Raw genomic sequence first — 18982 nt, 5'->3', positions numbered from 1 at the left:
AGCCCGCCGCAGCTGCACCTGGCTAAGGCGCCTTACTGAAAAACGCACACGCCCAGTGACTGACTTTTGGCCCGGTACATGGCAGTGTCTGCCGCGCGCAGGTAGTCGTCCACCGTCGCCAGCCTGGACGCGCTGCTGACCAACCCGATACTCGCGCCACTGATCACGGTGTGTTCGCCAATCACATAGGGCGCTGCAAGCGCGGCGGCAATCTGCTGGGCGCGCTGGCTGGCTTCGGCGGGGTCAATGGACTCCAACAGCACATTGAACTCATCGCCGCTCATGCGGGCGACCAGATCCACCGACCGCACGCAGGATTCGAGCCTCCGCGCCACCTGCTGCAAGAGCTGGTCGCCTACATGGTGTCCGTAGCAATCGTTGACGGCCTTGAACCCGTTGAGGTCCAGCAGGAGCACGGCGAACATCGTGGCCCCACCCCGCGTGGGCACTCCATCCGCGTTCGCCCCCTCGCCCTGGTGCAGCGTGATCAGTTGTGCAAGGCGGTCGCGGAACAACGGCCGACCAGGCAAGTTGGTCAGCGCATCGTAGGAGCTGCCACGCTCGGCCAGATCGCTCAACGAGCCCGCCATGCGCACCGCAACGCCGTCTTCGAATTCGGCAAGCCCGCGCCAATTGACCCATACCAGCCGCCCCGCTCCGTGGAACGCGCGGAAGTCCACCGAAAATTTCGTGCTGTTTCCGGACAGGTGCCTGCTGTAGGCCTCCTGCACACGAGCGCGATCCTCGCGGTCGATGAGTTGCTCCAGAAAGCGCCAGCCGCCCTCGTACACATGATCGCGGCTCCCCAGCCCGACGATCTGGAGAAAGCGCCCCGACACGTGCAGGGTGTCCGTGCGCAAGTCCCAATACCAGATGCCGTCATTGGAGCCGCGCGTCGCCAGCGAATAGCGGTTTTCGGAGCGCACCAAATCGATTTCGGTGTTCTTCTGCTGGGTGACGTCGATCATCAGGCCGATCATGCGGTTTGGCCGGCCCGGCTCGACCACCGCGCGGCACAGGTCACGCACCCATACGACCTTGCCCGACTTGGCAATGAGCCGGTAGCTCATCTCGTAGGCATGGCTGTGCGTGGCGTTGTAGGCCGCATCGTCGATGCGCAGGGCCTCCTCCAGATCATCGGGATGCACATGCGCCCGCCAGAAGCCCGGGTCGGCCCGCCACTCCTCGACGGAGTAGCCGAACAAGCGTTCGACCTGCGGGCTCAGAAAGGTGTTGCCCACGCCGATTTCAGCCTCCCACACCACACCGTCAATGGTTTCCAGCAAGCGCAGAAAGCGCTGGCGCACCTCCACCAGCACCTGCTCGGTGACCTCGGTGATCTCGATCAGGACACCCTGGCGGCTGATCACCCGCTCTGCCGCATCCGTCTCCGGGTGGAACTGCAGACGCACCCAGCGGTAGTCCCCGTCGGCAAAGCGCAGGCGGAACACCGGCATGCCCGAACGCATGGTGCCGATGTCGTCGGGATGCACGAACTCCAGCAAAGACTTGCCCAGAGCGGCTTCCACCGAATGGCCGGTGAGCTTGTGCCACGCAGGGTTCAGATAGGTGATCTCCCACAGCGCATCGGTCTGCACCACTGCCTCAGGGAGCAGTTGCAACAGGTTTGCGGACGGCGTGGGAGTGGTGGGCATGCAGGGATATCGCAAAACAGGTCAGATACATGCAGGGCCGCGTTGAGCAAGTCCTTGGTGTGTCGCGCAGCCGGCTTTGGGCGGCCTGCCGGGGAGCCAATCCCGTTCCAGAATCGGGCCTGCGCGATCACGGGGACTCAGGCGACGGCGCCTTCACGGATCAAAAAATCAACCATGTGAACCAAGTATGGCATGCATCCAAGTCCTCCCTGGTCTGGCTGATTCGGAGCCTGAAGGTTCGCGAGCCAGCAACGCCCTCCCCCGCGCTGGCTCACGCACGCCACGACGGCATCAACCGTCAGAACGCCACCTTCACCCCCAGCGTGATGTTGCGGCCCATCAGCGGCGCAGCGGTCTTGATGAACGAGGTGTGTGCATAGGCCAGGCGGTCCGTCAGGTTGTTGGCCTTCAGGTACACCTGCCAGGGGGTACCGCTGCTGAACTGGCCGTTGTAGCTTACGCCAAGGTTCAGCATGCCGTAGCCGGGCGTGGCGGTTTCAAAGTCGGCCACGCGGTTCTGGCGGGCCACCTGCACCCATTCAACCTGCCCTTCCCACGCCTGCCAGTTGGCATCTAGGCGGATACCTGCGCGAGTGGCCGGGATGCGCGGCAGCAGGCCACCGCCGTCCAGCTTGGCGCGCACGGTGTCGCCAAACAGCGTGATGCCCAGATTGCGCGTGAGGCGCTGGCGCACCTGGCCTTCGATGCCGGTGAAGGTGGCGTCGGCTTGGCTGTATTGCAGCAGCTGCAAGCCGTCCAGTTCATCCAGGGTGCGGCCATAGATGTAGTTGTTGATGCGGTTGCGGAACACGCTCACGCCAAAGGTGGTGTCGCCACTGGTCTTCTTCAGGCTGACATCGATGTTCTGCGAGATTTCGGAGCGCAGGTCGGCATTGCCGCGTTCGTAGGTGCTGGTGGCCATGTGCAGGCCTTGGGCGTACAGCTCTTCGGCCGACGGGGCACGGCTGGCGCGGGTGAACGAGGTGCCCACCTGGTAGCCCGGCGTGAACTTCCACACCGCGCCCAGCGATGCCGACGTGCCGTTGTGGCTGCGCTCGATGCCGCTGGTCTGGGCTTCGGCCGTCTGGCGGTCGTGACGCAGGGCGGCTTCAAAGCGCCAGTCATTCCAGCGGTACTCCTCCAGCACGAAGAGGCCTGTCTTGCGGGTCACGGTGGGCTGCACATAGGCCTCCTCGCCCTCGGCGCTGAACTTGCGCTGCGAGGTCTGCAGGCCGATCACGCCCTTGAAGCCGCCGATGGGCTCGTGTTGCAGCTCCACGCGTGTGTCGTAGGCCTTGTTCTTGAAGGTCGTGCTGATGGCGCCGTCTTCGACTTCGTCGTGTTTGTAGTCGGTGACACCCGCCCGCAGCCGCAGTGCCGAGAAGCCCGCAAACGGGTTGCGCAGCTCGCCCCGCACGTCAAAGCGTTCGCTACGCAGGTCCACCACCGGCACATCGCCTGCCGCAGCGTCATGGTCGTGGTCATGGCCGTCGGTTTCGTCGTCCGCATGGGCGCCGCAGTGCAGGTGGTCGCCATGGGTGTGGCAGCCGTCAAAGCTGTGGTTGTGACCAGGCAGGCCGTATTTGGCGGTCTGGCGGGTGTAGGCCGCACCCAGGTAGCCCTGGTCGCCCACCCACGACAGGCCCACGCTGCCGGTGTCCGTGCGGTTGAAGCTGCCCAGCACTTTGCTGCCGCCCGACCAGCCCTTGCCCACGCGGTAGTCGCCCGCATCCCGCGCCACGCCCTCTACGTGCACAGCCAGGTTGCCCGCACCGCCGGTCAGTGAGAAGGCTCCAGCGCCCTCTCCCGCCCCCGAGTTGGCGCGCAGCTCGGCGCTGCCTTCGTAGCCCTTTTGCGGGATGGCGGTGGGCACCTTGCCGTCCAGCACGTTGACCACGCCGCCCACGGCGCCGTTGCCATAGACCAGGGCCGAGGGGCCGCGCAGCACCTCGATCTGCGTGGCCAGCAGCGGCTCGGACACCACGGCGTGGTCGGGGCTGATGGTGGAGGCGTCGTGCAGCTCGGCGCCATCGCTCAGCACCTTGACGCGCGGGCCGTCCATGCCGCGGATGATGGGGCGGCTGGCACCGGCGCCAAAGTGGCTGCTGGTGATGCCGGGCTCGCTGTTCAGCGTTTCGCCCAGCGTGGCCTCGCGCCGGCGCACCAGTTCATCGCCTTCCAGCACGGTGGCGGGGGTGGTCATGTCGCTGGCGCCCAATTGCAGGCCGCTGGCCGACACGGTGACAGCGGGCAGGCTGGGTGCGGCGTCCGCCGCGGCAGCGGGCACGGGCGCAGTCTGCGCCTGGGTGGCAACGCTGGTGCCCGACAGCGCCAGCAGGGTTGCCAGGGCCACGGGGTGGAGGGCCGGACGGGCGCGGCGAGAAACAAAGCGGTGGGTAGAAAAGGTGTGGGTCATGGTGGTGGCCTGCAACAAGGCATGCGCGGCGCTGGCGGTGCCAACGCGCCTGCGCATGCCGACCCGCGCCCTGGGCGCGAGTTGATGAATAAAAACCGCTGCAAGCGCCAGTGAAATATGCGCAAGCAGCTATGAAAAAAGGAGTAATGATGGGCGCACCGTGGTGCGGCCGCTGGCAGCCGCCAGCCAAGCCTGCGTATTGCGGCCTGCAGACCGCACCCCTCGCCAGCAGGCACAACACCGCCGCGTTGCCCTGCAAGGCACACAGGGGTAAGCCGACTGAGAAGGTGGGGCTAGGGACCCTCTGCACAAGTCAGCGCGCCGTGTGCATCAGCGGGCTCGGGCGGTCTGCCGCGTTGCAAATACTCGCAATAGCTACCGCTATTGCCGCGTTTTGCGCCTTGCAGCCCTTCCCGATCCGCTGCGCCCACTTGCAGCTTGATTCGTGTAGAGGGTTCCTAGAGGTGCGCTGCGCGTCAGGCGACCGGCGGGCCGCGCGCGTGGAACAGCGCAATGTGGGGTGTGCTCGCCCGCCCTGCCACGTGCACGGTGGGCGGCAGTGGCGCATCGGCCGCAGGCAGCGCCAGCGGGGCAGCATGCAATGCGTCGCCCAGCGCCAGCTGGTCGAGCAACAGGCAGTCCACCGGCGCGTGGTGGGCCAGCAGATACGGAAGCCACAGACTGTGGCCCGATGCGGCAGCGGGCTGCGCAGTGGGGGCTGGGTTCCACGCCGGCTGTCCGGGCAGCGACGATGGCGCGGCCAGCAGCCCGGCATGGGCCTGGTCCAGCGCGCCCCCGTGCACCACCTGGTGCAGCCGCCCCAGCGTGGGCACGACCACCAGGGCCAGCAGCAGCCACGCCAACGACACGCGCCGCACCACCGCGCTGCGCAGGGCGGCGGACGGCAGGTACGGGGGGCGAAGGAGCGCGCGGGCCACGTCAGGAACGAAAGGGAAAAGGATTGCGGCAGAGGCTGTAGCGCTGCAGCGCTAAAAGCCGTGGATTATTTCACCGGCACCGCGTCCACCACGCGGTAGTACAGGCCATATTGGTCATTGGGGAGCACGGTGAACTTGCCTTCCACCACCACGGGCTCCAGCGAATAGCGCACGGGCGTCTTGGCCTTGACTTCGACCATGCTCTCGGGCCCGCCCGGCGTGCAGAACGAGCAGGTCAGCGGCACGGAGGTGAGGATGAAGTGCGTCTGCGTCGGCTTGGCATCCAGCGGCACCATGAAGCCCTGGATGCGCTGCGTGGTCTTGTCCATGTCCTTCTGGGCATCGTTGAACACGGGCAGGATGCCGTCCTTGGTGGTTTTCTTGCTCAGGTCGGTCAGCACCGACCAGGGCACCACGTCGTTGCGTTGGGGCAGCGGCGCAATCGGGCTGTTGGGGCTGTGGTAGCCCGCACCCGACCCCGCTGGCACGGCGGTGCCCGCGCCCGCAGGCAGGGGTGACGACAACACCGGCGCCGCCGCCGCGCCTTCCTTGGCGCGCTCAAAAGCGCCTGGCGCGGGCTTGGTGGCGGCGCCTTGCTGCGCATGTGCACCGCCTGCCAGAGCCAGCGCGGCGGCAATACAAGCCAGGCGAGCCATTTGGCCGGTGACGGACAAGGGGTTCAAGGTGCGGGGCATGGCGGGGACTCCGGGCGAACAAGCTTCAAGACAAACAGGCGCTCAGTGCGCGTGCTTCATGCCGCAGTATTTTCCGATGGCCAGGTTCCGGCACGCGGCCTGCAGGTCTTTTTGGCACTGGTCATGGCCCTTGCCGGATTCCAGGCACTTGGCAGCCGCCTCGTGCGCCGCGGCCATCGCACGGTGGCGGGCGATGTCTTCCTGAGTGTCCTTGTCGTTGTGGACTTGCGCGTGGGCCAGCGCACCAACGAGGAGCATGGGGGCCAGGGCGAGCGCGGAGATGAGGTGCTTCATGAAGGGTCCTTCCAGGTGATTCAGAGAATTGGGTCAAACAAAAACGGGGTTGTTCAACGGGGCGGTCATGGCTGGCTGAGCAAGTCGGCCACATCGGTCCGGTAGGCCTGCATGGCCGGCAGCAGCGCGGCCAAAGCCGCCACGCCTGCGGCCAGCAGCGGCACCCCGGCTTCGGCGGGTAGCCAGATCCAGCCCGTCACGGGCAGCAAACCTTGCGCCTGCAAGGCCCAACCCAAGACCTGCGCCAGCCCGTGGCCCAGCAGCAGCCCCAGCATGGAGGCGAGCGCGGCCAGCCACAGCGCCTCCCACAGCACCAGCCCAGCCACGCGGCCCGGGGGCGCGCCCAGCATGCGCAGCATGGCCAAGTCGGCGCGGCGCTCGCGCACGGCATTCCACAAGGCGATGAACACACTGAGCGCGGCCACGGCCAGCAGCACGCCGCCAAAGGCGCGCAACACGTCGGCGCCCACGCCCAGCAAGCGCAGCAAGCGTGTGACCTCGATGGCGGGCGCCGCCGCCTGCATCGATGTGCCACCGTTGATCAGGCGCGGCAACGTGATGGCCGCCATGGGCGTGCGGTAGCGCACCAGCGCCACAGTCACCTCGCGCTCTTCCTTCAGAATTTCCAGGTCTTCGGCATCGTTGGCTGTGGCGGTCTCGTGCACCATCCAGACGGATTCGGTGCTGGTCAGGATCAGCCGGTCCAGCACACAGCCGCAGGGCGCGAGCACGCCGCTCACGCGATAGGGGTGGTCGCCGTGCGCATGCCCTCCTCCACCCAGGCCATGGCTGCCGATGAAGGTGGCGCCGACCAGCGGCGCGCCTTGGTGGCTGGCTTTCACAATGCCACGCGCCACGCTGGCGCCCAGCACCGCGTCCATGGGCTGCTGCCACAGCGCGCCTTCGGCCAGCGTGGCCGCGTAGTGCGTGATGTAGTCCGGCGTGGTGCCCACGATGCGGAAGCCCTGGTAGCTGTCACCCAGGCTGAGCGGGATGACCTGCGCCACCAGTGGATTCTTCTGCAGCGTCTGCACCTCTTGCAGCGGGATGTTGCCCGTGGGCACGTCGATGTGGAACACGCCCGCCAGGATGAGCTGCAGCGGGCTTCCCTTGGCGCCCACCACCAGGTCGATGCCGCTCAGGTCGCGCTCGAACGCCTTGTCGAGCTGCGTGGCCACCAGCAGCACCAGCGTGATGGCGGCCAGGCCCAGCGTGAGCACCAGCAGGTTGAGCACGGCCGCCAGCGGGCGGGACCAGAGGTAGTGCCAGGACAGGCGGGCGAGCTTGAATACTCCTGAATTCATAGCTGCTCAGGCATATTCAACCGGCGCTTAGTGCCGATTTCATTCAAATCGAGGGTCTGGACACCCGCCAGGGCGGACACCACACGCTGGTCATGCGTGGCTATCACCAGGCTGGCGTCGCAGGCCGTAGCACTCTGCTGCAGCAACGCCAGCGCATCCGCAGCTGCCTCGTCGTCCAGGCTGGCCGTGGGCTCATCGGCCAGCAGCACCTGCGGCGCCAGCAGCACGGCCCGCGCCAGCGCCACGCGCTGCGCCTGCCCGCCCGAAAGCTGATGCGGCTCGCGCGCGGCCAACTCGGAGACCCCCACCTGCGCCAGGGCGCGCTGGATCGCCGCATCGTCGCGCGGCAGCCCGGCCGCAAAGTAAGCCAGCGCCAGGTTGTCCTCCACGGTGAGTGCGCTGCTGAGATACAGCTTCTGCGGCAAAAAGCCAATCGTGCGGGCACGCCAGGCATCGATCTCCGCCCCGCGCTGCGTGCCCAGCTGGGTGCCCGCCACAAACAGGTCGCCCCCGCTGGCACCGCGCAGCCCCGCCATCAGCGCCAGCCAGGTGGATTTGCCGGTGCCCGAGCGCCCGCGCAGCAGCAGCGTGCCGCCCTGGCGCAGGTCCACATCCGGAAAGCGCAGCGGCGCGGCGCCACCCGTGGCATAGGTGTAGGAAAGCCCCCGGGTGCGGATCATGCGGCAGCGCCCTCTGCCGGGTGCGCGCAGTCGGCACAGCGCCCGTGCACTGCAATGTCCACCGCCAGGCTCTCGTGTCCTGCGGTGGCCAGCGCCTGCAGCACCTGCTTGAGGGCGGTCTGCACCTTGGCCGAACCCTGCGACAGGCGGAACTGGCGGTGGCAGTCGTCGCATTCAAACCGCGGTGCAGCGCCTTCTTCCCCCTGCGGCGCCAGCGCGTAGCGCGTTACACGGCCGGCATCCACCTGCTTGTGCAGCAGCCCAGCGGCAGCAAAACGGTCGAGCATGCGGTAGACGGTGACTTTGTTGACGGCAACACCTGCTTGGGCCAGGGCCGTCTCAACCTCGGGCTCTGACAGGGCTGCGTCCGGCCGGGCTTGGTACACCGCCGCCAACGCCCTGGTGGCGCGGGTGGCGCGCATACCGGAAGGAAGCGACCAGGACTGGAGACGTTGAGGGGACGGTAAGGGCATGGGTGGTGCGGATGAACTGCGCATAACGCAATCGGGTTGCATTATGCCCGCACGAAGCGTCCACCCCGAGGAATTTGCTCACCCACCCATCGGTGAACCCACAGATCAAGATCCAGATGCCGCCCCTGGTGGTCTTCTGCGTCGCAGCGTCAGCCCTTCAAATACCGCGCAAACGTCTTCCTGAACTTCTCCACCTTCGGCCCCACCACAAACGCGCAGTAGCCCGCATGGGGGTGGTTGGCAAAGTAGTCCTGGTGGTAGGCCTCGGCCGTGCTGTAGTTTTGCAGTGGCTTCACCTCGGTGGTGATGGCAGCGCCAAACAGCTTGTCTTGTGACATCTGGCGGATCATGGCGTTGGCGATCTCGCCGTGTTCGGGGTTGTCGTAGTAGATGCCGCTGCGGTACTGCGTGCCCACGTCGTTCCCCTGGCGGTTGAGCGTGGTCGGGTCGTGGGTATGGAAGAAGATTTCCAGAATCTCCTCCAGGCTGATTTCGTCGGCGTCGAACGTCAGGCGCACCACCTCGGCGTGGCCGGTGTCGCCCTCACAGATCTGCTCGTAAGTGGGGTTGACGGTGTGGCCGTTGGTGTAGCCGCTTTCCACGTCGGTGATGCCGCGCACGCGGTCGAACACGGCTTCGGTGCACCAGAAGCAGCCGCCGCCGAGGGTGATGGTTTGTGGGTTGTGGGCCATGTGGGTCTCCATGCAGTTCGGGGGAAGAACGTTGGCGGCATGGTACGCGCCCTCACCCGCCGCAGTGCGGACGGGGGCATTGGCTCTGTACGGCTTGGCGGTTGTTCCGTTTCCAAATCATTCGTGTCTAGGCGCGAAGCCGCAGACAGTGCTGTAGCACGGCAAGGCGAAGCAACAACGACACGGATGATTTAGAGCGGCTAACAAAACTCTTCTGGCGTCGTTGCTGTGTCTTGTCGTACTGCTCATACTGCCTGCGACACAGCGCCTAGCCAAAACCGCTTCGCTGAGTTTTGTTAGCCGCTCTTAGAAGCGGAATTACTCGTACTGGCGCCCTTGCGCCATCAGCTCGGGCGTGCCGATCAGCGCATTCAGGCCGTCAAAGTCCATCATCCGGTCCTTAAATGGCGCCGTGGTCTGGTGCGTGTGCAGGCTGCCGTAGTAGCCCTGCAGCGTGTGCGCCACGGCGCGGGCCGTGCCGCCGGGAAAGATCACGATGCGAAAGCCGCGCTGCTGCAGCTCGGCCGCGCTCTGGATGGGTGTCTTGCCGCCTTCGACCATGTTGGCCAGCAGCGGAATGCGGTGGGCAAAGCGCTGGCAGGCTGCGTCCATCTGCTCGGGGGTGCGCAGGGCCTCGATGAAAAGCGCGTCCACGCCACATTCCAGGTACGCCTCGGCGCGGTCGAAGGCGGCGTCGATGCCCTCGACGGCCAGCGCGTCGGTGCGCGCCAGGATCAGGGTGTGGGCGCTGCGGCGCGCATCCAGCGCGGCCTTGAGCTTGCCGCACATCTCGGCCACGGGCACTACTGTCTTGCCGTCCAGGTGGCCGCAGCGCTTGGGGAAGCCCTGGTCCTCAATCTGGATCATGGCCGCGCCCGCGCGCTCAAAGCCGCGCACGGTGCGCTGGGTGTTGAGCGCGTTGCCGAAGCCAGTGTCGGCATCGACGATGACGGGCGTGCGCACTCGCTCGGTGATGCGCGCCAGGGTGTCTTCCACCTCGGTGTAGGTGGTCAGGCCCACGTCGGACCTACCCAGGCGCGTGTAGGCAATCGATGCGCCTGAGAGGTACAGCGCCTCGAAGCCCGTTTGCTCGGCCACCAGGGCGCTCAGGGCGTCGTACACGCCGGGGGCCAGGATGGCGCGGGGTTCGTGCAGGCGTTCTTTCAACGATGAGATGGTCATGTCTTCAGACTTTCTGGCGGGTCAGATCGGCCGCCGTGTGCGCTGCGATGTAGCCACCAGCCACGGCGCTGAGCAGGCCGTTGCCGGAAAGATAACCCCACACCGCGTCGCCCGACACGCCCCGCGCGGCGCCGCCTGCGGCCAGCAGATTGGGCAATGGCTGGCCGTGCTGGCTGAGCACGCGGCACTGGGCGTCGATGTCCAGCCCGCCCTGGGTATGGAACAGCGCGCCGGTCACCTTGACGGCGCAGAACGGTGCCTGCAGTGGACGGGTAAAAGTGCGGTGATTTGCCTCATTTTGGTCACCACCGCCCGTCAGGCTTGCGAGAGTAGCTATCAATTTTGATTCTTCGCAGCTAATGGTGGCCGCCAGTGCCTGCACGCTGTCGCAGTGCTTGACGGCACCGGCCGCCTCGGCATCGACAAAGTCCGGAAAGCTGCGCGCCAATGCGAGGATGGGCGCATCGAACACATTCCACGCCACGCCGCCCGGTTGCGCCAGCACATGCACCGAGGCTTCGGAGTAGCCCTGTGTCTCGTCGTGAAAGCGCTCGCCCAGCGCATTGACCTGGATGCCGCCTTCCATCATCAGCGCCCACGAGATCAACGCGCCCTGCGGAATGGCCCAGGAGCCGTGGCCCTGGTAGCCGCCCAGGTCGGCCAGCCGTGCGCCCAGCGCCTGGCCCCAGGCGATGGCGCTGCCGTCATTGCCGGTGTGGCCAGCGAACAGCGCATCGCGCATCTCGGGCAGCAGCTCGCGCACCATGGCCGGGTTGCCGCCAAAGCCGTTGCAGGCCAGGATGAGAGCGTCGCAGGCCAGGTGCTCCAGCGTGCCGTCGGGCCGCTCGTAGCCCACGCCGATCACGCGCTGCTGGGCGTTGACCCAAAGCTCGCGCACCGTGGCTTCGGTAATGAGGGGAATGTCCGCCGCTGTCACCGCGTTGGCAAGGCGGCCCATCAGGCCGACGCCGGTTTTCTCGGGCGTGGCGTGCATGCGGCGCACGCTGTGGCCGGGGTACAGAAATCCGTCCAGCACCTGCCACTGCAGGCCGTGGCGTGCTTGCAGTGCATCCAGCGCCGGGCCAATCGCCTGGGCGTAGGCCTTCACCAGGTGCGGCGCCGCCCTGCCTTTGGCCTTGGCGCTGATGTCGGCGGCAAACCGCTCCGGGCTGTCGTCGTCAATGCCCGCCGCGCGCTGCGCCTGCGTGCCGGGCGCGGGGATAAAGCCGGATGAGAGGGCCGAAGAGCCCAGCGGGGTGGCATCGCGCTCCAGCACCGCGCAGTCCACACCGGCGTCGTGCAGCATCAGCGCCGCCGTGAGGCCACAGGCGCCGCCGCCCACGATGAGCACCGGCACATGGGCGTCTTGCGTCACGGTGCGGGGTAGGTGCTCGGCGTGGCAGATGCGGGGCGTGGTCGTAGGCGTGCTCATGGGCGCATTCATGCGGAAGGGGCCGCAACAGCGGCAGTCACGGCGGCCGCAAAGTCGGCGCAGGTCAGCACCTGGGCCACGTTGGCCATGTCGGCCAGCGAGGTGTCGTGCACCTCTTGCTTGAAGGCCGCGCAACCGTCGGACAGCACCAGCGTCTGGTAGTCGCGCATGTGCGCATCGCGCACCGTGCTGGCCACGCCCCCGTTGGTGACGATGCCGCACACGGCCACGGTGGTGATGCCCGCGCGGCGCAGCACCCAGTCGAGCTGGGTATTGAAGAAGGCCGAATACGCCACCTTGCACACCGACACGTCCACCCAAGGCGCGATTTCGGCCACATGGGCCTGGCCCGTGCTGCCGGGCGCAAAGTCGCCGCGCCGCAGAAATGGGCGCAAGGCCTTGAGGTGCGGCGACACCATGGGTTCGCCCTGCGCATCGGGCCACAGGGTGAACTGGCTGCCCACCACCATGCCGCCCGCCGCCTTGAGTGCCTTGGCCACCGCTGCCACCCGGGGTGGCAAGGCCTGGGCGGCAGCGCTCACCGCGCCACCGCGCGCGTAGGCGCCGTCCGGGGCCAGAAAGTCGTTTTGCAGGTCGATGATGACCAGCGCGGCGTGGTGCGGGTTGATGCTCGGGTTAGGTGCGCCGTGGCTCATGCTGCGCCCTCCCCGTCGGACCGCACCAGCAGATTGCCCAGCGGGTCCACCGTGGCGCTGAAGCCAGGCTCCAGCCACACCGTGGTGTCGGGCTGCTCCAGGATGGCCGGGCCGTCGATGCGGGTGCCAACGGGCAGGTCCAGCCGTGCGTGGCGCGCGGCGTCCCACCAGCGGCCGGCGTGGAACACACGCTGCACGCCCAGCGACGGGTTCACGGTAGTGGTCTGCGGGGCGAGTACCGTCAGGTCGAACTTGGGGCGCACGCCCACGCGGGCGTAGCGCAGGTTCATCACCCGCACGGCAATGCCGTCAAGCACACGGCCAAAGGCGGCGCGGTAGGCGGCCTCGAACGCTGCGCGGATGCCTTCGTGGCTCAGCGCATCAGCCGCCACGGGCACCTGCACGGTGTGGGTCTGCCCGGCGTAGAGCATGTCGAGCGCAATGATTTCCTGCACTTCCACAAACTTCACGCCCGCTGAATCGAGCCGTTGCTGGCAGGTGGCGGCCAGTGTGGCCACGCGCTGGCGCAGGTCGGCCACGTCCAGGTCGGCCAGGGGTTTGTTCAGCGTCTGCACCGCGTCGTGGCGCATGTCAGCCATCACGCAGCCCAGGGCGGAGGTGACGCCGGGGTAGCGCGGCACGATGCCCGTGCCCACGCCCACCTCGCGCATCATGGCGCACACATGCAGTGCGCCGCCGCCGCCAAAGGGCATGTAGGCAAACTGGCGCGGGTCGTGCCCGCGCTCGATGGACACCACGCGCACAGCGCCCGCCATCTTGGCGTTGGCCACCGTGAGGATGGCTTCGGCGGCTGCCATCACATCCAGGCCCAGGGGCTTGGCCACGTGGGTCTCGATGGCGTCGCGCGACTTTTGCGCGTCCATGGCGGCCAGCAGGCCACCGCCCAGGGGCCGGTCGGCGGCGATACGGCCCAGCAGCACGTTGGCATCGGTGACCGTGGGCCGGGTGTTGCCCCGGCCATAGCAGGCCGGGCCGGGGATGCTACCGGCCGACTCGGGGCCCACCTGCAGCATGCCGCTGGCGTCCACCGAGGCAATCGAGCCACCACCCGCGCCAATGGTCTCGATCTGGATCATGGGCGAGCGCACGACCATGCCAAATTCAATGGCCGTCTGTGCGGCCAACGCCGCCTCGCCCTTGGCCACCAGCGACACGTCGAACGAGGTGCCGCCCATGTCGCCGGTAATCACATCGGGGAAGCCTGCCGCACGCGCAATGGCCGCGCAGGCAATCACGCCCGCCGCCGGGCCCGAGAGCGCGGTGCGCACCGGCACATCGCACGCCGTCTGGCGCGACATCACGCCGCCATTGCTTTGCACGATGAGCAGTTCGCCGCCAAAGCCCTGCGTGCGCAGGTCGCCTTCGAGCCGCTCCAGGTAGCTGCCCACCACAGGCTGCAGCGCAGCGTTGAGCGTGGCGGTGGAGCAGCGCTCGAACTCGCGGATCTCGGGCAGCACCTCGCTGGCGGCCGTCACATGCGGGTTGGGCCACACGCTGCGCACGGCGGCCGCGGCGGCCTGTTCGTTGGCCGGGTTGGCGTAGGTGTTGATGAAGAACACGCAGACAGCCTCGCAGCCCGCCTCCAGCAGCGCGCGCGCCTGGGCCTTGACCTGCTCGATGTCTACCGGGGTGTGCACCGTGCCATCGGACAATACGCGCTCGTCCACCTCCAGCCGCAGGTTGCGTGGCACGATGGGCTCGAAGCTGCCGCGCAGGCCCCAGGTCTGCGGCCGGTCGCGGCGGCGCATCTCCAGCACATCGCGAAAGCCGCGTGTGGTGATGATGCCGGTGCGCGCCACCTTGCGCTCCAGCAGCGCATTGGTACCCACGGTCGTGCCGTGCACGATGGTGGCGATCTGCGCGGCCGAGTCGGCCACGCGCGCCACGCCGTTCATGAAACCGCGCGCCTCCTCGCCCCGGGTGCTGGGCACCTTGACGATGCGGGCGCTGCCATCGCGCTCGTCCAATACGAACAGGTCGGTGAACGTGCCGCCCACGTCCACGCCCACCACATAGGACGCCTCGTTCAAAGCCTTGTCCGAAACCTTGCCGCTGCTCATGCCTTGCCTTTCGCTGTGGCGGGGGCAGTGACGTAGCCCATCGCCAAATCCTTCTCACGCGCTGCCGCATCCCGCGCGGCTGGGGCACCGTAGCCACCGCCACCGGGGGTCTCCAAGCGCACGCGCTCGCCCTGCTTCAGGCGGATGCCAATCATCTTGGAGCGCATGGGTGGCTGCTTCCATTCACTATTGTTTTCATAGCTGAAGACGTTTATGGAACCGGCGCTACCGCCCGAAATGCCTTGGGGTGCGGCCTTGCCACGCTCGCCAAAGATGAACACCTCGGCATCCTGCTCCAGCAGCTCAATCTCATAGATGGCGCCCAGGCCACCCCGGTGCTGGCCGTCGCCACCCGAATCGGGCCGCAGCGCCCACTGCGTGAAGCGCACGGGGTACGCCGCCTCCAGGATTTCGAGCGGCGGGATAGTGGCGGTGGAAATCGGCGCGTTGCCGTGGCTCAGGCCATCGCCATCGCTGTGCCCACCGTGGCCGCCGCCGAAGAAGCTGAACATGACCCAGCGTTGGCCCTTGCGCGCGGCATCGGTGCGCAGCCCGGCGATGGACAGCGCGTTGATGGTGCCGTAGGCCTGGGCCATGGCGCGCTTCGGGTCAGCCTGCGCGGTGGCGCTGAAGATCACATCGATCATGCGCAGGATGGTCTCGGTGTAGCCACCCACGGGCCGCGGGCGCGCGGCGCTGATCACCAGGCCCTCGGGCAGCACAAAGTCCACCGCGTCCAGCACGCCCGCATTGGCAGGCACATCAGGGAACAAGTGCTTGAGCGCTACATAGCACGCCGCAATGGCCGTGGCGCGTGAGATATTGACCGGTCCCGCGCACTGCGCCGAGGTGCGCGAGAAGTCGAGCGTCAGGCGGTCGCCCTGCACCGTCATGTCGAGCGCGATGGTCAGCGGTTCGTCCTTCACGCCGTCGTTGTCCAGGATGTCGCTGAAGCTATAGCGCCCGTCGGGCAGCGCCGCGATGTGCGATTGCATGAGCTTGACGGCGCGCGTGCGCAGCTCGCCCATGGCCTGCTGCACCAGGGCGTCACCGTATTGGTCCAACAGGTCGTGCAGGCGACGTTCGCCCAGGTCCAGCGCGGCCAGCTGACCGTTCAGGTCGCCCCACAGGCTGTCGGGCAGGCGGGTGTTGGCCTTGAGGATGGCGAGCACGTCGTCGTCGAACACGCCGCCGCGCACGATGCGCACGGGCGGGATCTGCACGGCCTCCTGCCAGCATTCGGTGGCGGCCGGGTTGTAGTTGCCCGGCACGTTGCCGCCCACATCGTGCCAGTGCGCGGCAGATGCCAAGAAGCAGAACAGCTGCCCGTTGCGGAAGAACGGGCGCACCAGCTTGAAGTCGTTGGCGTGGGTGCCACCCTCGTAGGGGTCGTTGAACAGCCAGGTATCCCCCGCCGTGATGCCGCCGCGCTCGCCCGCCGCCCGCATGGCTGCGCGCACGGCAAAGGCCATCGCCCCCACAAACACGGGCAGGCCAGACTTGCCCTGCACCAGCGTGTCGCCTGTGGTGGCGTCGTACAGGCCGTGGCACGCGTCGTGCGCCTCGGCAATGATGGGATTGAATGCGCTGCGGTACAGCGTGGCGTCCATCTCGTCAGCGATTTGTTCCAGCCGCCCGCGCAGCACGGCCAAGGTAACTGGGTCCATGGGCGGCGGGGTGGGGGTATGTTCAGCCATGCAGGGGCTCCTTGCCAAAGCGGGCGCGCAGCTGGTTCATCAGCCCACCGGCGCGCACCATGTCCAAAAGAAACGGAGGAATCGGGTCGCAGGCCAGCACACGCCCCTGGGCGGTGGTGACCGACGGTGTTTGTTCGTTCAAGGTGATGCGCTCCCCCTCTCCGATGGTCTCGGCCTCGGGGCAGGTCAGCAGCAGCAGGCCCAGGTTGAACGCGTTGCGAAAGTAGAGGCCACTGAACGACGGCGCAATCACCGCCGCCACACCCAGGCGCACCAGCACGGCAGCCGCCTGCTCGCGCGATGAGCCAATGCCAAAGTTGGGCCCAGCCACGATCACATCGCCCGTGCGCACGCCCGCCACAAAGTCGGGGCGCACGGATTCAAGGCAGTGGCGTGCCAGCACGTCGATGCCGTGCTTCATGGCGTGGCCGGGTGCCAGCACGTCGGTGTCGATGTCGGCACCCAACTTCCAGACGCGGTGGATACTCGTCATGCCAGCACCTCTCGGGGGTCAGTAATGCAGCCACGCAGCGCCGACGCCGCAACGGTGTACGGCGAGGCCAAGTACACCTGCGCTGTGGGCGAGCCCATGCGGCCCTTGAAATTGCGCGCCGTGCTGGAGATAACGTTGGTGGCGTCGCCCACCGTGTCGCCATAGCCCGCGCAGGCCCCACAGGTGGTGGGAAACAGCTCGGCCCCTGCGTCCTGCAGCACCTGCAGCACGCCTTCGGCCTGGGCGGCGGCCTGGTCGCGCTGGCTGGCGGGCGCCACCATCAGGCGCACGCCGGCGGCCACTCGCTGGCCACGCAAGACGCTGGCGGCGGCGCGCAGGTCGTCCAGCTTGGCGCCGGTGCAGGCGCCGATGTAGGCCACGTCAATGCCCTGCCCTGCATGCTGCGCCACGGGCGCGGCGTTGGCGGGGCTGTGCGGGGCAGCGACCTGGGGCGTGAGGGTGGCGGCGTCGAAGGTGTGGCGTGTCAGGTCAGCGCCTTCGTCCGTGTGCCAGGCATCCAGGCCCTGCAGGTCTGCATCGGGCACGCCCGCAGCCCGCAGCCAGTCGCGGGTGGTGTTGTCGGGGGCAATCAGCCCGGCCTGTGCGCCCAGCTCGGCGCTCATGTTGGAAAGGGTCATGCGCTCTTGCATGCCCAGCGCCTGCACAGCGGGGCCGGCAAATTCCACGGCCTGGTACTGGCCGCCGTTCATGCCAAAGCGGCCGATCATGTGCAGCATCACGTCCTTGGCTGTCACGCCCGCAGCCAGCTGGCCGCTCCAGTGCATCTGCAGGGTGTGGGGCACGCGCAGCCAGATTTCTCCGGTGACCACCACACCCAGCATCTCGGTGCTGCCGATGCCAAACATGTAGGCGCCAAACGCGCCGCCCGTGGGCGAATGCGAGTCGCCGCCCACACAGAACATGCCGGGGCGGATGTGCCCGTGCTGGGGCACCACCACATGGCAGATGCCCTGGCCGTCGTACACATGGGGCAAATCCTGCTCGCGCGCCCAGTCGCGGGCGATGCGCACGATGCGGCGGGATTCGTCGTCACGCTCGGGCAGGTAGTGGTCCATGACCAGGACCACGCGGCGCTTGTCCCAGATCTGGGCGCCCAGCTCTTCCAGCATGGGCTTGAGCCGACGCGGACCGGACGAGTCGTGGAACATGGCCAGATCGACACGGCAATTGACGATCTCGCCGGGCGTGACGCGGTCGCGGCCACTGGCGCGGGCCACGAGCTTCTGCGCCAGCGTGCTCGGGGGGCTGAGTGGGAGGCTCATTCGGGCTTGGCTCCAGAAAACTGCACCACCTTGGCCCAGCGCGGAATCTCGGCCTGCACAAAGCGCGCAAACTCCTCGGGGCTGTTGCCCACGGGCACGGCACCTTCGTGCTCCAGGCGCCGCTTTACATCGGGCGACGCAATGGCCTGGCGCGCGGCGTCGCTGATGCGCTTGGCCAGCTCCGGATTCATCTGCCCCGGGCCGAACAGCCCGAACCACGCGCTGGACTCATAGCCGGGTAGCACCTCGGCAATCGCGGGCACATCGGGGAACGCAGGCAGGCGCTGCGCACTGGTCACCCCCAGCGCCTTGAGCTTGCCTGCGCGGATCTGCGCCTGGGCGTTGCCCACGGCGGCAAACATCAGCTCCACCTGCCCGGCCAGCACATCCTGCAGCGCGGGCGCGGTGCCCCGGTACGGAATGTTGACGATATAAGCACCCGACTGCATCTTGAACGCGTCCCCCGCCAGGTGCAGGGACGAGCCCACGGCGCCGATGGCAAAGTTGAGCTTGCCGGGCTTGGCCTTGGCAAGGGCGATCAGTTCGCGCACATCCTTGGCGGGCACGGCGGGGTTGGCCACCAGCACCGAGGGCGAGGTCGCCACACAGGTCAGCGGCGTGAAGTCCTTGATGGGGTCGAACGGCAGCGTCTTGTACAGGCTGGCGTTGATGGCATGGCTGGTGAAGCTCATCAGCAGGGTATTGCCATCGGGCGCGGCCTTGGCCACCGCGTCGGCCGCGATGTTGCCGCCCGCGCCAGGCCGGTTCTCGACAATGACGGTGCGGCCCAGCAGACGACCCATTTCGGTCGCGAGGGTGCGCGCGAGGGTGTCGGTGGAGCCACCGGCCGGGGCGCCCACCAGGATGCGGATGGGGGAGTTGCTTTGGGCGAGCGCCAGCGGGCCCTGCCACAGGGCGGGCGCGGTGCCCAGTGCAACCAAGAGGTGACGGCGTGATGTCATGGCGTGTGTCTCCAATCCTGTAGTGCGTTGTCTTGTGGGGTGGGCGAAG

Annotated in this window: 17 protein-coding genes; all 17 read right to left on the bottom strand. The window is 67.5% G+C overall.

Features of this window, described 5'->3' with window-relative positions; genetic code table 11:
* Positions 1-32: 32 nt before the first annotated feature.
* Positions 33-1655 (bottom strand): sensor domain-containing diguanylate cyclase, encoded by a 1623-nt coding sequence (locus tag C380_RS11825; protein WP_015014086.1) that lies wholly within the window; start codon positions 1653-1655, stop codon positions 33-35.
* A 298-nt stretch (positions 1656-1953) separates the two neighbouring features.
* Positions 1954-4071: a TonB-dependent receptor domain-containing protein gene (locus tag C380_RS11820; RefSeq protein ID WP_015014085.1), complete on the bottom strand. Its 2118-nt coding sequence runs from the start codon at positions 4069-4071 to the stop codon at positions 1954-1956.
* A gap of 476 nt (positions 4072-4547) precedes the next feature.
* Positions 4548-5009, bottom strand: coding sequence for a hypothetical protein (locus tag C380_RS11815; protein WP_015014084.1), 462 nt, complete (start codon positions 5007-5009; stop codon positions 4548-4550).
* 65 nt (positions 5010-5074) lie between these two features.
* Positions 5075-5704, bottom strand: a complete 630-nt coding sequence (locus C380_RS11810; protein WP_015014083.1) for a DUF3299 domain-containing protein — start codon at positions 5702-5704, stop codon at positions 5075-5077.
* 42 nt (positions 5705-5746) lie between these two features.
* On the bottom strand, positions 5747-5998 hold the full coding sequence (locus tag C380_RS11805) for a hypothetical protein (RefSeq protein WP_015014082.1): 252 nt from the start codon (positions 5996-5998) through the stop codon (positions 5747-5749).
* A gap of 65 nt (positions 5999-6063) precedes the next feature.
* Positions 6064-7302: an FtsX-like permease family protein gene (locus C380_RS11800; RefSeq protein WP_015014081.1), complete on the bottom strand. Its 1239-nt coding sequence runs from the start codon at positions 7300-7302 to the stop codon at positions 6064-6066.
* Positions 7299-7982 (bottom strand): ATP-binding cassette domain-containing protein, encoded by a 684-nt coding sequence (locus C380_RS11795; RefSeq protein ID WP_015014080.1) that lies wholly within the window; start codon positions 7980-7982, stop codon positions 7299-7301. The genes C380_RS11800 and C380_RS11795 overlap by 4 nt, the downstream gene beginning before the upstream one ends.
* On the bottom strand, positions 7979-8404 hold the full coding sequence (locus C380_RS11790; protein WP_015014079.1) for a transcriptional repressor: 426 nt from the start codon (positions 8402-8404) through the stop codon (positions 7979-7981). The genes C380_RS11795 and C380_RS11790 overlap by 4 nt, the downstream gene beginning before the upstream one ends.
* Before the next feature lie 200 nt (positions 8405-8604).
* On the bottom strand, positions 8605-9147 hold the full coding sequence (gene msrA / locus C380_RS11785; RefSeq protein WP_015014078.1) for a peptide-methionine (S)-S-oxide reductase MsrA: 543 nt from the start codon (positions 9145-9147) through the stop codon (positions 8605-8607).
* Positions 9148-9465: 318 nt separating this feature from the next.
* Positions 9466-10329, bottom strand: coding sequence for an oxaloacetate decarboxylase (locus tag C380_RS11780; RefSeq protein WP_015014077.1), 864 nt, complete (start codon positions 10327-10329; stop codon positions 9466-9468).
* A 4-nt stretch (positions 10330-10333) separates the two neighbouring features.
* The gene (locus C380_RS11775; protein WP_015014076.1) at positions 10334-11761 is read right to left on the bottom strand and encodes an FAD-dependent oxidoreductase; all 1428 of its coding nucleotides are present in this window, start codon (positions 11759-11761) and stop codon (positions 10334-10336) included.
* Between the two features lie 8 nt (positions 11762-11769).
* Positions 11770-12417: a cysteine hydrolase family protein gene (locus C380_RS11770; RefSeq protein WP_015014075.1), complete on the bottom strand. Its 648-nt coding sequence runs from the start codon at positions 12415-12417 to the stop codon at positions 11770-11772.
* Positions 12414-14498: a hydantoinase/oxoprolinase family protein gene (locus C380_RS11765; RefSeq protein WP_015014074.1), complete on the bottom strand. Its 2085-nt coding sequence runs from the start codon at positions 14496-14498 to the stop codon at positions 12414-12416. Before C380_RS11765 ends, C380_RS11770 begins: the two co-directional genes overlap by 4 nt.
* Entirely contained in the window at positions 14495-16195 is a 1701-nt protein-coding gene (locus C380_RS11760; protein ID WP_015014073.1) for a hydantoinase B/oxoprolinase family protein, read from the bottom strand. The genes C380_RS11765 and C380_RS11760 overlap by 4 nt, the downstream gene beginning before the upstream one ends.
* Positions 16188-16688, bottom strand: coding sequence for a 3-isopropylmalate dehydratase small subunit (locus C380_RS11755; protein ID WP_015014072.1), 501 nt, complete (start codon positions 16686-16688; stop codon positions 16188-16190). The genes C380_RS11760 and C380_RS11755 overlap by 8 nt, the downstream gene beginning before the upstream one ends.
* Positions 16685-17971: a 3-isopropylmalate dehydratase large subunit gene (locus C380_RS11750; RefSeq protein ID WP_015014071.1), complete on the bottom strand. Its 1287-nt coding sequence runs from the start codon at positions 17969-17971 to the stop codon at positions 16685-16687. Before C380_RS11750 ends, C380_RS11755 begins: the two co-directional genes overlap by 4 nt.
* Positions 17968-18933, bottom strand: a complete 966-nt coding sequence (locus tag C380_RS11745) for a tripartite tricarboxylate transporter substrate binding protein (RefSeq protein ID WP_015014070.1) — start codon at positions 18931-18933, stop codon at positions 17968-17970. Before C380_RS11745 ends, C380_RS11750 begins: the two co-directional genes overlap by 4 nt.
* Between the last annotated feature and the right edge of the window lie 49 nt (positions 18934-18982).

Source organism: Acidovorax sp. KKS102 (assembly GCF_000302535.1).
GTDB lineage: Bacteria > Pseudomonadota > Gammaproteobacteria > Burkholderiales > Burkholderiaceae_C > Acidovorax.
This window is presented reverse-complemented; position numbering and strand designations above follow the sequence as displayed.

What these genes read in the sequence shown, in the direction of transcription:
- msrA (WP_015014078.1), bottom strand. Translation starts at nt 9,147, where the DNA reads ATGGCCCACAACCCACAAACCATCACCCTCGGCGGCGGCTGCTTCTGG.
- C380_RS11780 (WP_015014077.1), bottom strand. Translation starts at nt 10,329, where the DNA reads ATGACCATCTCATCGTTGAAAGAACGCCTGCACGAACCCCGCGCCATC.
- C380_RS11790 (WP_015014079.1), bottom strand. Translation starts at nt 8,404, where the DNA reads ATGCGCGCCACCCGCGCCACCAGGGCGTTGGCGGCGGTGTACCAAGCC.
- C380_RS11805 (WP_015014082.1), bottom strand. Translation starts at nt 5,998, where the DNA reads ATGAAGCACCTCATCTCCGCGCTCGCCCTGGCCCCCATGCTCCTCGTT.
- C380_RS11775 (WP_015014076.1), bottom strand. Translation starts at nt 11,761, where the DNA reads ATGAGCACGCCTACGACCACGCCCCGCATCTGCCACGCCGAGCACCTA.
- C380_RS11755 (WP_015014072.1), bottom strand. Translation starts at nt 16,688, where the DNA reads ATGACGAGTATCCACCGCGTCTGGAAGTTGGGTGCCGACATCGACACC.
- C380_RS11750 (WP_015014071.1), bottom strand. Translation starts at nt 17,971, where the DNA reads ATGAGCCTCCCACTCAGCCCCCCGAGCACGCTGGCGCAGAAGCTCGTG.
- C380_RS11800 (WP_015014081.1), bottom strand. Translation starts at nt 7,302, where the DNA reads ATGAATTCAGGAGTATTCAAGCTCGCCCGCCTGTCCTGGCACTACCTC.
- C380_RS11820 (WP_015014085.1), bottom strand. Translation starts at nt 4,071, where the DNA reads ATGACCCACACCTTTTCTACCCACCGCTTTGTTTCTCGCCGCGCCCGT.
- C380_RS11765 (WP_015014074.1), bottom strand. Translation starts at nt 14,498, where the DNA reads ATGAGCAGCGGCAAGGTTTCGGACAAGGCTTTGAACGAGGCGTCCTAT.
- C380_RS11825 (WP_015014086.1), bottom strand. Translation starts at nt 1,655, where the DNA reads ATGCCCACCACTCCCACGCCGTCCGCAAACCTGTTGCAACTGCTCCCT.
- C380_RS11760 (WP_015014073.1), bottom strand. Translation starts at nt 16,195, where the DNA reads ATGGCTGAACATACCCCCACCCCGCCGCCCATGGACCCAGTTACCTTG.
- C380_RS11745 (WP_015014070.1), bottom strand. Translation starts at nt 18,933, where the DNA reads ATGACATCACGCCGTCACCTCTTGGTTGCACTGGGCACCGCGCCCGCC.
- C380_RS11795 (WP_015014080.1), bottom strand. Translation starts at nt 7,982, where the DNA reads ATGATCCGCACCCGGGGGCTTTCCTACACCTATGCCACGGGTGGCGCC.
- C380_RS11810 (WP_015014083.1), bottom strand. Translation starts at nt 5,704, where the DNA reads ATGCCCCGCACCTTGAACCCCTTGTCCGTCACCGGCCAAATGGCTCGC.
- C380_RS11770 (WP_015014075.1), bottom strand. Translation starts at nt 12,417, where the DNA reads ATGAGCCACGGCGCACCTAACCCGAGCATCAACCCGCACCACGCCGCG.